This window comes from Hyphomonas sp., from assembly GCF_037969335.1.
In the GTDB taxonomy this organism is placed as follows: Bacteria; Pseudomonadota; Alphaproteobacteria; order Caulobacterales; family Hyphomonadaceae; genus Hyphomonas.
The window spans coordinates 1-10,624 of record NZ_JBBKXE010000046.1 but is presented as its reverse complement, the minus strand read 5'-3'; the positions used below and the strand labels follow the sequence as shown (position 1 = coordinate 10,624).

Here is a 10,624-nt window from a genome sequence, read left to right as displayed (position 1 = left end):
GCCGTTGCTTCCGGAGCAGTGGATTGCCCGCAGGCGCTCAGCGTTGAGAGGCCTGCCAGCAAGGCGATGGCGAGAAGAGTCTGGTGTATTTTCATGGGAGGTATTTCCGGTGTCTGGGTGGCTGACCGATAGGCACAGCCGCATCCGAGCGCAATCCGGAATGGTGGGGGTCGCAAAAAATTCGCGGGACTGTCGCTTTCGTTCAGCCGCCGATGGCGAGGTTGGCATAGACGGTCGCTGCGGCGGTGGCAGCGGCGGCGAGGATGCGCGGCAAGGGGGTGCGAAGGGGGGGCTGAGGGGTGTCGAAGTCCGTTTGCGGGCGGCGGCCGGTGACCATGGGCCGGACGAGGTTGTCCTTGAACAGGACCAGGTAAGCCGCGATGGCGATGACGTGCAGGGCGATGAGCGCGAGCAGGACCTTGAAGCTGGTCTCGTGGATTTCCGCAACGAGGCGGCCGGTCTCGAAGGAGACCTTGCTGGCGAGCGGGCCGGATTCGAGCCCGTCGACATCGACGGCGAACAGGCCGGTCGAAACCTGTGTGACAAGGGCGAGCAGCATGGCGAAGACGCTGAGCGAGCCGAGCGGGTTATGCCCGAAATGGGGGCGATGCCGACGGGCTGCGAGGTCGCGCACATAAGCCATGATGGCACCGGGCCCGGCGACCATGCGGGCGAACCGGGCCGTGCCCGGGCCGATCACGCCCCAGACAAGGCGGTAGACGATGAGGCCAAGCAGGGTGAGGCCGATGCGCCTGTGCCAGTCCATCATGCCCTGTTCGGCGGTCCACCACATGGCCGCCACGCCGAGGACGAGGAGCCAGTGGAAGAGACGGACGGTCCAGTCCCAGACAAGGACGCGGGCGTTGGGGGACGGCACGGGTGCTAGTCGTCTGCGCGATAGGTCTGGTGGCAGGCCTTGCAGGTGGCGCCGGTGGCCTTGAAGGCTTCGGTGATGGCGGGAATGTCACCGGCCTGGGCCGCCGTGTCGAGCGTGGCCGCCGCGGCCGTGAAGTCGGCCATCTTGGAATCGAAATCAGCGCGGGCTTCCCAGATGACGGGCAGGGCATCTGTCTTCACGCCGGAGGCAGGGCCGGAGCCGTCGGGGAACCAGTCGGCCATGGTCGCCGTCTCGGCGGGCACGCTGGCGGCGGCGGCCTGGAGGGCAGCCATGTCGGGTTCGCTTTCCTTGAGGCCGTCGCTGATCGTCTTGAAGGCCTTGCCGACGGCCTTGAGGTGGGTCTGGCGCGCGTCAATGGTTTCGGCGGCGGTCATGCCATTGGAGAGTGGCAGGGCAGCGGTTTCAGCGTCAACGGAAGCTGCGGGGGCATCGCCCGATCCGCAGGCGGCGAGGAGGGCGAAGCCGGCAAAGGCAGCGAGGGCGAAGGAAGTCGGGCGAATCGTCATGAGGCTCTCCGTGCTTATGATGGGCCTATTGGTACGAAATCGATGTGCCAGACGCAATCGCGGGCGGGAAATTGCCCCGGCGGTTTGTGCCCGCGCCTGCATGGCAGGCGGGCACGCATGGCGCCTATGCAGGATGTGCGCGGATTCTAAGGGCCCCGTTTTACTCATCACCTGATTTGTGTTCTGAATGGTATATAAAATGAATCGGGGAGGGACGGCATGAAAAAGATTTTGCCGATAGCGCTTGTACTGGGCGGCGCTGCGATTGCGTTGATCGTCGGCGTCGGGATCAAGATGACAAACACCAGATCAGACGCAGAGATCATTCTGGATACCATTCATGAAGAGCGCGCACTGGACACACGACAGGCAGATGATGCGGCCGTGTTGACGGCGACGATATTGCCGACGCCGGAATCCTGCATCGGCCTGTCGACGCGGTTCGTGTTCCGCATCTGCGATGGTGAGCCCAGTGCTGGAAATCTATGGCCAGACTGGACGAGCGTCACCGCGCCGGAAGAACGCACATGCATTCTGGGCGCGTTCCACCAGACCAATGCGCACGCGCACAGGATACAGGGCAGCCGCTATGACATGGCGGAGCCGGACAATGAGCGCGTATCGGCCTTCGTGTCAGACCTGTGCGCCGCCGTGCTGTGGGCGGACCATATGAGATGGGGCGATGACAAACCGCTGGGCGAGCTGATGGATGCCTATTATGCGGACCGCGCGGAATCCATGATCGCGCCGAAGCATTCGTATTGAGTGCGGGGTCTTCCGGTTTTGACTTGCGCTGGGGCGAGGCGGGTTCATAATTGCATCCACAAATGGAGGGGACGCCATGATGTTACGCATAATCAAAATCCTGTTGATCCTGAGCATTGCCGCGTGGGCGCTGTTGGGCGTTATGGGCAATCTTGTCGACTGGGCCGGTACGATGGGCGCGGTGGAGGCGGCGACGTCGATGTCGACATTCGACCCGGCCCCGACCAGCGGACGGGCAACGACGAACGGGGCGGTAATCCTGCTGGGCGCAGTGTTCATTGTGCTGTTGAAAATCGCGACAGGTGCCCTGTGCCTGTTCGGCGCGTGGCAGATGTGGGGCGCGCGGGGCGGTGACGCGGCGGACTTTGCCAAGGCGAAGACTTATGCGCTGGCGGGCTGCGGCGTCGCGCTGTTCATGCTGTTTGCCGGATGGATCGTGATCGCGGAGACCTGGTTCGAGATGTGGCGGTCACCGGTGATGATCGACCTCGCGCTCAACTCGGCCTTCCGTTATGCCAGCATGATCGGCGTGATGGCGCTGTTTGTCGGGGCGCGCGAGGAATAGGGCGCGCTGCGCCGTACAGCCGCCGATGCCTACTTGCTGTGGTACGTCCAGCCATTGATGTTCAGGCTGGATGCATTGCTGATGGCTGTTCCGGCACCGGGTGTCGCGGGCTCGTCCTGTTGCGCCGTGTCGAGCCAGCCAGCGAATCCTTCGACCACGTGCCCGTCATCAAGCAGTAGGGTCACGACATGGCCATCAAAATAGTAAGAGCCCCGGACGCCGCCTGCCTTGCCGCCGGGCAGCGTTGCGGAGCGGACGGTGCCGGCGATGAACCGGCCGTCCGGGGTGAAAATAATGTCGTACGGACCGAGCGCGGAGGCGGGCAGTGCACCGGCGGCGACCTTTTTCAGGACAGCGGCATCCGCGCCATAGGCGAGGTTGAGCGCCTGACCCTTCTTGAAGGCATTGTAGGCGCGGACCATTTCGATTCGGGAGTCTTCGTCAAAGTGATTGAAGTCGGCCTCGAATGCGCCGAGTGATTTCCATTCCGGCTGGCCCATGCTGCGCGCCTCGACCGTGCCATTTTTCCGGCCGTCTTTCCAGCGCCATAGGAAGGGGAGGCATTGGCTGCTCTTGTCGTAGGTCAGGATATCACCCGGGGCGAACAGTGTCGGGTCCCAGTCCATGCAGTGCGATCCCCATGCGGGCGCGGTGTCGCTTTCGCTGGCAAACAACATCGCCGTGTGATTGCCGACAGGCTCCCATGCGGCCGTCATGAACAGTTCGGTAAATTGGGACCGGACCATGTCGACGATCCTGACAGGCTTGTGGCCACGCGGGATCGACCTGGCATAGCCTTCAGCGGTGGGAACCGGCTTCTGGTCGGATTGTGAGAGCTGGTAGCGCAGCGTGAACAGTTCGATGATTTGCTGTGTCATGGCCTGGTAGGCGTAGCTGTCTGCCTTCGGCCCGAGGGCGGGCTGTGTGTTCACGATCACCGCCATTTGCAGGCCGTCTTTCACCCAATGCCCCATGGCGATGAGGCGGCAATGCGGGCTACCCGGATCATCCGATGCGAACAGCCCGGCAAAGGAGCCCTGCGTTTCGGCCTGTGCCAGGGCGGGGCAGTGCGCGCGTTCGGCGAAGTATGCCTTTGCGGACTCGAATTTCTCTTCGTGCGTCAGTTCGGGCCGGACATCGTTGACGATGGCGATCTGGATGTTCGGCATGTCGGGGCGTGTCAGGTAGACGCTGTTGGTGCTGACCCGCATCGACCAGCCCGGCGGCACGATCTCCGGCGTACCCTGCGCGGCGGCGGCGGCACACGACAAAGCTGCGACCATAATCGCAAGCCAGAGGCGAAGAAGATGCGTCATTTTTGGATACCCCCACTCATTTTAGAATGCACGGCTGCGTCCCGGCGGCCTGTGCGTCTGGCGGCAGTGTGACCCGCAGAGATTGGCTTGCCCACCCCTGTTCCTGACATCCGGGGGAAAATTCGCGTCTTGCCCCCGGAGCGGGCTATTGCATGGGCAGGCCCATGGCATCCAGGGAGCGTTCCAGCACGGTGGTTCCGAGATGCTCGCCATAGAGGCGCATGGCGTATTCGAACATCGGCGTGCCGACTTCACTGAAGCCGACGCCGCAATTGCCGGACGCGCTGAGGCCGGCTGTCAGCATCAGCGAGCCGAGCACGCCGGTCGCCTCGTCCCTTTTCTCCTGCAGGGCCAGCAGCATCAGCTGTTTCATCTGCGCGATGTCGGCCTCTGTCGCATGGCTGATCATGCAGGTGGCGACCTGTTCGGACCGGTCTTCGGCAAGGGCAGGCGCGGCAGTGAGGCAGGCGGCCACGAGGCCAAGGCAAAGGGTGCGGATCATGGGAGGCTCCTGAATTTGACCGGCGATGGATAGGCCGGGATCGTGGCAGGATTGGGGTGGGAGTGCGTGGGGGAGATTACGGTTGCGTTAGGGTTTTGCCCTGCGGGCCCCACGCTTCCGGAGCGCTCATGCTGAGCGAAGTTGAAGCACGGGCGCGGGCGGTGAGGGTGTGCGCCGCGTCCTTCATCCTTCGACTTCGCTCAGGATGAGTCCGGTGTGTGGGGCTAGCCCAGCTTCTCCGCCGCCTCTTCCGCAAAGTACGTGATGATGCCGCTCGCGCCGGCGCGTTTGAAGCACATGAGGGATTCCATCATCACGCGGTCGCCGTCGATCCAGCCGTTGCGGGCGGCGGCGGTGATCTGGGCGTATTCGCCGGAGACCTGGTAGGCGAGGGTGGGCACGCCGAACGTGGTGGACACGCGGTGGACAATGTCCAGATACGGAAGGCCCGGCTTGACCATGACCATGTCGGCGCCCTCGGCGAGGTCGAGCGCGACTTCGCGCAGGGCTTCGTCTGAATTGGCGGGGTCCTGCTGGTAGGTCTTCTTGTCGCCCTTGAGGGACTTGGCCGAGCCAATGGCGTCGCGATAGGGGCCGTAAAAGCCGCTGGCATATTTGGCGGCATAGGCGAGGATCATCATATTGGTGAAGCCTTCCTCGTCGAAGGCCGTGCGGATGGCGCCGATACGGCCGTCCATCATGTCTGACGGCGCGACAATGTCGGCGCCGGCATTGGCATGGGCGAGAGCCTGTTCGACCAGCTTCTCGATTGTCGCGTCATTCGGGATGGTGCCGTCTTCATCGAGCAGGCCGTCATGGCCGTGGGTCGTATAGGCGTCGAGCGCGACGTCGGTGATCAGGCCGACTTCGGGCGCGGCGTCCTTCATGGCGCGCAGGGCGCGGGGCACGAGGCCGTCGGGGTCGAGCGCGCCGGAGCCGGTGGCGTCTTTGCCCTCGGGGCCGATATAGGGGAAGAGCGCGATGGCCGGGATGCCAAGCTCGCTGGCGCGGCGGGCAGCGGCGGCGGCCTCTGTGACGCTGAGGCGGTCGATGCCGGGCAGGCTGCCGACGGGTACGCGGCCTTCGCCATCATGCACGAAAATGGCCCAGACCAGGTCGGCGGGCGTCAGCGTGTTTTCCGCGACGAGGCTGCGGATCCACGGGGACTGGCGCAGGCGGCGCATGCGGGTGGCGGGGAAGGCTTGGGGAAACTGGGTCATGACTGCCTAGATGCGGCAAATCCCGGGCCGCTACAACCACCCCACCTTGCGTTTCATGAAGCAGCGCTGGGAGACATCGAGACTGGCGGCCTGGACAGATTCAAGCTCGAGCATCCAGTCGGCCAGTTTCGACCGGGCAATCTCGCGGAATCCGAGGCGGCGATAGAAGGGGCCGTTCCAGGCAAGGTCGCGGAAGGTGGACAGCGTGACGCAGCGCAGCTTGCGGAGTTTGGCTTCGGCGACGACGCGCTCGACCAGTACAGCGCCGATTCCCTTGCGGCCATGGCCCGGATGCACGCTGATCTGGTCGAGATAGAGGGTGCCGCCACGCCGCGACGTGAGCGCGAAGCCCACCGGCTGGCGCGCCGGGCCGCGCGCCACGATCAGGTCGCTGGCCGTGATGGCCTGTTCGAACACTTCCGGGGGGACATGGTCTGCGAGCGCCTCCTCCGACAGGAGGCCGGTGTCGGCAAACAGCGCGCCGGCGGCCAGATCGATGGCGATCAGCGCAGGGATTTCATCCTGTGTCGACCGTGAGATCGCATAGTCATCGGGTAGACGTCGCATTGACTCTCGCTGCCGCTATTTGTCATTGCTGTTGCTTCTAGTGAATAAGGATTGAAATGCAAATGAGCGCCATGTTTACAGATGAACAGGTCATGATCCGCGACATGGCGCAGAAATTTGCGCGGGACCAGTTACTGCCGCACTCGGACGCCTGGGACCGCGACAGCCATTTCCCGGTCGACGTGATCAAGAGCGCCGCCGAGCTTGGCTTTGCCGGTATCTATGTGAAGGACGATGTCGGCGGATCGGGCCTGACGCGGACCGACGCGGCGCTGATCTTCGAACAGCTCGCCTATGGCGACGTGTCGACAGCGGCGTTCATCTCGATCCATAACATGGCGAGTTGGATGATCGATACGTTCGGATCGGACGCGCTGCGCCAGGAATGGGTGCCGCGCCTGACGAGCATGGAGCTGATCGCGAGCTATTGCCTGACCGAGCCGGGGGCGGGATCGGATGCCGCCAGCCTGAAGACGCGCGCGGTGAAGGATGGCGACGCGTATGTCATCACCGGCACCAAGCAGTTCATTTCGGGCGCGGGCGTCTCGGACGTTTACGTGCTGATGGCGCGCACCTCGGACGACGGCGCCAAGGGCGTGTCGGCCTTCATCATCGAGAAGGGCACGCCGGGGCTGAGCTTCGGTGCCAATGAGCGCAAGATGGGCTGGAAGAGCCAGCCGACGGCGCAGGTCATCCTTGATGGCGTGCGCGTGCCGGCGGCGAACCGGATCGGCGAGGAAGGCCACGGCTTCAAGTTCGCCATGGCGGGCCTCGATGGCGGGCGGCTGAACATTGCGGCCTGTGCGCTGGGCGGCGCGCAACTCGCGCTCGACAAGGCGGTTGAGTATGCCAAGGAGCGGATGCAGTTCGGCAAGGCGCTGGCCGAGTTCCAGTCGATGCAGTTCAAGCTGGCCGACATGGAGACCGAGCTGCAGGCCGCGCGGGTGATGCTGTACGAGGCGGCCGGACGGCTCGACGGCAAGACGCCGGACGCGACGCGCTGGTGCGCGATGGCGAAACGGTTCGTGACGGACACGGCGTTCAAGGTCGCCAATGACGCGCTGCAGGTGCATGGCGGCTATGGCTATCTCGCCGATTATGGCGTGGAGCGGATCGTGCGCGACCTGCGCGTGCACCAGATCCTCGAAGGCACCAACGAGATCATGCGCGTGATCATTTCACGGGATATGTTGAAGGGCTGACTGACAGGACATCCTGAACGCCGATACTGTGCGTCCAAACGATGCTGGATCTCAGAATCCTTCGGCCTTCGCTTTCCGCCAGTAGACGATGGCAAAGGCGGTCACGACAAGCGGGACCATGAGGCCGAATTCATCGATCCACATCTGTGTGCCCTCGGTTGTCACAGTGAGGGGCGTGAAGACCTTCTGGATGAAGATATTGTGGGCGGCGTGAAACATCACGGCGGGCCAGAGGCTGCCGGATTTGAATGTGAAATACGTCAAGATCACGGACATGCTTGTTATCATCAGCGTGAAGCACGCGACCTGGAACACGGGATCACCGCCGCCATACTTGATGACAATGGGATAGTGCCAGGCGGCCCATATCAGGCCGCTGACGATGGACACGGCGCCAAACGGCATGACTTTGCGAAGTTCCCAGACAAGGAAGCCACGCCAGCCAATCTCCTCGCCGGCAATTGATCCGAGCGATTTGATGAGCTGGACGCTCGCCAGCAGGCCGATCATGACAAACATCGACAGGGCAGGCGCATTCGGCGGAAAGCCAAGTTCCGCAGACCATTCGGAAACGGTTTCAGGATTCAACGGTGCCCCGAGACCGAATGCCCAGATCAGGCCATACGCCAAAGCGACATAGATCACCGGAATCACGTAGGCCTGAAAATTGCTGCGCCAGTTTCCCCATGCCCATGGCAGGCTGGAGATTGTGCGGCCCCTGATCTTTTGCGTCACCAGGGCGGCGATTGCCGGACACACCATCAGCGCGCCGACATAGAGGCTTGTGGGATTGAGTTCGAGGATCGCAAGATGTGCGATAGCGCTCAGGCAGCTTACGATTACCAGGAATATCGCAATCGTTACCCAGGCATCACGGCGATCAGCTTGTGAATATGTCATCGGAAGCGACATATCGAATTTCAATAAATTGTCCAGACTCTTTTTTATAGGAAACGCGCGCTCACGCGACGGTCTCGAAGTTGGTGCGTCAATGAAAAGGATGAAGGGGGCGGGTGCGTTGCTGCGAGATGACGGGGCATGGCCAGCCAACAGCCACCCTGTTTCGAGAGCCGTCCGCCGGAAACGATTTGAACCTTTCGTCCATATGCGGCAGCGTAGGGGCCATCAGCCATTCCCGGAGAGAATTCATGCGCCTTGTTGCCGTCCTGTTGCTTGCGGTGTTTGCCGTGTTTCCCTCGGCCTGTGCCGCGCAGCCGAAGGCGGCGGTGGCCGCAGAGGCGCCAGGCGCGGCTGATTGGGCGACGGCGACCAAGGGCCTGACGCTGAGCCAGGGCTTTCTCGACCTCTATACGGATACGAAAAGCGGGCGCGTGCTGGCGGCGTTTCCGGCGCCGGATGCGGATGGCGTGTCGCTGCGGGCGATCCATTCGGCGGGGCTGACGGCAGGGCTCGGCTCCAATCCCATTGGCCTTGACCGGGGCTATTTCGATGAGGGCCAGATCCTCGCCTTCCGGCGCGTCGGGACCAAGCTCATCGCGGAGAAGGAGAACTGGACCTACCGGGCGAGCGCCGAGAATGCGCTGGAGCGCAAGGCGGTGCGGGAGTCCTTTGCGCGGTCATTCATCTGGGCAGGGGACGTGATCGCCGAGGGCCCGGACGGCGCGCTGCTGGTCGACCTCAAGGGCTTCCTGACGCGCGACGCGCTGAATGTGCGTGGCATCCTGAAGGCCCATCCGGATGGCGGCGACTTTGCGATTGCCGAAGACCGGTCGATGCCGGATGCGTCACAGGCGCTGAGTTTCCCGGACAATGCCGAGTTCGACGCCTTCCTGACACTGACAAGCGACGACCCGCAATCACAGGTCAGCGCCACGGCGGCGGACGGGCGTGCCTTCACGCTGGTACAGCACCAGTCGCTGGTGCGCCTGCCGGACGACGGCTATCGCCCGCGCCTGTTCGATCCGCGCAGCGGGGCGATCGATGTCGGCTTCTATGATTTCTCCGCGCCGCTGTCGGGGCAGGTGCGCCAGTCCTTTGCCCGGCGCTTCCGGCTGGAGAAGCAGGACCCTACGGCGGCGAGCAGCCCGGCCATCAAGCCGATTGTCTTCTATGTCGACTCCGGTGCGCCGGAGCAGATCCGCCAGGCCCTGATCGAGGGCGCGTCCTGGTGGAAGGACGCGTTCGCAGCGGCGGGTTTCCCGGATTCCTATCGCGTGGAGGTTTTGCCCGAGGGCGTCCATCCGCTCGACGTGCGCTATAATGTGATCCAGTGGACGCACCGGCAGACGCGCGGCTGGTCCTATGGCGGCGGCGTGTATGACCCGCGCACCGGCGAGATGCTGAAGGCGAACGTGATCCTCGGCAGCCAGCGTGTGCGGCAGGACCGGATGATCTTCGAAGGGCTCGCCGGCACGGACAAGACCGGCACGGGCGCAGCAGACGACCCGGTGGAACTGGCCCTGTCGCGCATCCGCCAGCTGGCCGCGCATGAAGTGGGCCACACGCTCGGCTTTGCGCACAATTTCGCAGCCTCGGCCAATGACCGCGCCTCGGTGATGGATTATCCCGCGCCGCTGGTGACGGTGGGCGAGGACGGCGCACTGGACTTCTCTGAAGTCTACGGCGTCGGCATTGGCGCATGGGACAAGGTGGCGGCGACCTGGCTGTATGCGCAATATCCGGACGGGGCGGATGCGGGTGCTGAAGGCGACACGGTGCTGCGCGCGGCCTATGCGAGCGGCCTGCGTTTCGTTGACGATGCGCAGGGGCGCGGTGTGGGCAGCAGTCATCCTTATGCGAGCGTCTGGGACAATGGCAACGACCCGATCGCGGCACTGAGCGAGACGATGCGTGTACGGAAAGTGGCGCTTGGCCGGTTCGGGCTGGATGTCATCCAGGCGGGCGAGCCGACCTATGACCTGCGGGCGGTGCTGGTCCCGGTCTACCTGTATCACCGCTATGAGGTTGCGGCGGCAGCCAAATCGATTGGCGGATATGATTTCCGCTATTCGCTGCGCGGCGATGGCGGGCAGGCGGGTGCACCCGTGCCGACCACACGCCAGAAGGCCGCGCTCGACGCATTGCTGGCGACGCTCGATCCGGCGGCGCTGGACCTGCCGGAC

General features: G+C 63.8%; 11 protein-coding genes. 4 read left to right on the top strand and 7 right to left on the bottom strand.

Going from position 1 to position 10,624, the window contains the following annotated elements; translation table 11 throughout:
* Nucleotides 1–202: 202 nt before the first annotated feature.
* A complete protein-coding gene (locus AADA04_RS03440) occupies nucleotides 203–877 on the bottom strand; it encodes a cytochrome b/b6 domain-containing protein (RefSeq protein ID WP_340691837.1) in 675 nt (224 codons plus the stop codon).
* Nucleotides 878–882: 5 nt separating this feature from the next.
* On the bottom strand, nucleotides 883–1,404 hold the full coding sequence (locus tag AADA04_RS03435) for a cytochrome c (RefSeq protein ID WP_340691836.1): 522 nt from the start codon (nucleotides 1,402–1,404) through the stop codon (nucleotides 883–885).
* A 219-nt stretch (nucleotides 1,405–1,623) separates the two neighbouring features.
* On the opposite strand from AADA04_RS03435, the gene AADA04_RS03430 reads away from it, so the two are divergent.
* Both AADA04_RS03430 and AADA04_RS03425 read left to right on the top strand, forming a co-directional pair.
* A complete protein-coding gene (locus tag AADA04_RS03430; RefSeq protein WP_340691835.1) occupies nucleotides 1,624–2,169 on the top strand; it encodes a hypothetical protein in 546 nt (181 codons plus the stop codon).
* A 76-nt stretch (nucleotides 2,170–2,245) separates the two neighbouring features.
* Entirely contained in the window at nucleotides 2,246–2,734 is a 489-nt protein-coding gene (locus AADA04_RS03425; RefSeq protein ID WP_340691834.1) for a DUF2165 family protein, read from the top strand.
* 29 nt (nucleotides 2,735–2,763) lie between these two features.
* Here the strand turns inward: AADA04_RS03425 and AADA04_RS03420 are convergent, their stop codons facing one another.
* The 4 genes from AADA04_RS03420 to AADA04_RS03405 all read right to left on the bottom strand — a co-directional run bounded on the left by AADA04_RS03420 (nucleotide 2,764) and on the right by AADA04_RS03405 (nucleotide 6,339).
* On the bottom strand, nucleotides 2,764–4,050 hold the full coding sequence (locus tag AADA04_RS03420; RefSeq protein ID WP_340691833.1) for a hypothetical protein: 1,287 nt from the start codon (nucleotides 4,048–4,050) through the stop codon (nucleotides 2,764–2,766).
* Nucleotides 4,051–4,195: 145 nt separating this feature from the next.
* Nucleotides 4,196–4,552 carry a hypothetical protein gene (locus AADA04_RS03415; RefSeq protein ID WP_340691832.1) on the bottom strand — a complete coding sequence of 119 codons (357 nt, stop codon included), beginning with the start codon at nucleotides 4,550–4,552 and terminating at the stop codon, nucleotides 4,196–4,198.
* A gap of 224 nt (nucleotides 4,553–4,776) precedes the next feature.
* A complete protein-coding gene (hemB, locus tag AADA04_RS03410; protein ID WP_340691831.1) occupies nucleotides 4,777–5,772 on the bottom strand; it encodes a porphobilinogen synthase in 996 nt (331 codons plus the stop codon).
* Nucleotides 5,773–5,802: 30 nt separating this feature from the next.
* Nucleotides 5,803–6,339, bottom strand: a complete 537-nt coding sequence (locus tag AADA04_RS03405; protein ID WP_340691830.1) for a GNAT family N-acetyltransferase — start codon at nucleotides 6,337–6,339, stop codon at nucleotides 5,803–5,805.
* Between the two features lie 62 nt (nucleotides 6,340–6,401).
* On the opposite strand from AADA04_RS03405, the gene AADA04_RS03400 reads away from it, so the two are divergent.
* Nucleotides 6,402–7,541 carry an acyl-CoA dehydrogenase family protein gene (locus AADA04_RS03400; RefSeq protein WP_340691829.1) on the top strand — a complete coding sequence of 380 codons (1,140 nt, stop codon included), beginning with the start codon at nucleotides 6,402–6,404 and terminating at the stop codon, nucleotides 7,539–7,541.
* 51 nt (nucleotides 7,542–7,592) lie between these two features.
* On the opposite strand, the gene AADA04_RS03395 is transcribed toward AADA04_RS03400, so the two are convergent.
* Nucleotides 7,593–8,465 (bottom strand): type II CAAX endopeptidase family protein, encoded by an 873-nt coding sequence (locus AADA04_RS03395; protein WP_340691828.1) that lies wholly within the window; start codon nucleotides 8,463–8,465, stop codon nucleotides 7,593–7,595.
* Between the two features lie 224 nt (nucleotides 8,466–8,689).
* Between AADA04_RS03395 and AADA04_RS03390 the strand changes: the two genes are divergently transcribed.
* Nucleotides 8,690–10,624: zinc-dependent metalloprotease (locus AADA04_RS03390; protein ID WP_340691827.1), on the top strand; the 1,935-nt coding region annotated here is incomplete at its 3' end.

What these genes read in the sequence shown, in the direction of transcription:
- AADA04_RS03435 (WP_340691836.1), bottom strand. Translation starts at nt 1,404, where the DNA reads ATGACGATTCGCCCGACTTCCTTCGCCCTCGCTGCCTTTGCCGGCTTC.
- AADA04_RS03430 (WP_340691835.1), top strand. Translation starts at nt 1,624, where the DNA reads ATGAAAAAGATTTTGCCGATAGCGCTTGTACTGGGCGGCGCTGCGATT.
- AADA04_RS03425 (WP_340691834.1), top strand. Translation starts at nt 2,246, where the DNA reads ATGATGTTACGCATAATCAAAATCCTGTTGATCCTGAGCATTGCCGCG.
- AADA04_RS03420 (WP_340691833.1), bottom strand. Translation starts at nt 4,050, where the DNA reads ATGACGCATCTTCTTCGCCTCTGGCTTGCGATTATGGTCGCAGCTTTG.
- AADA04_RS03415 (WP_340691832.1), bottom strand. Translation starts at nt 4,552, where the DNA reads ATGATCCGCACCCTTTGCCTTGGCCTCGTGGCCGCCTGCCTCACTGCC.
- hemB (WP_340691831.1), bottom strand. Translation starts at nt 5,772, where the DNA reads ATGACCCAGTTTCCCCAAGCCTTCCCCGCCACCCGCATGCGCCGCCTG.
- AADA04_RS03405 (WP_340691830.1), bottom strand. Translation starts at nt 6,339, where the DNA reads ATGCGACGTCTACCCGATGACTATGCGATCTCACGGTCGACACAGGAT.
- AADA04_RS03400 (WP_340691829.1), top strand. Translation starts at nt 6,402, where the DNA reads ATGAGCGCCATGTTTACAGATGAACAGGTCATGATCCGCGACATGGCG.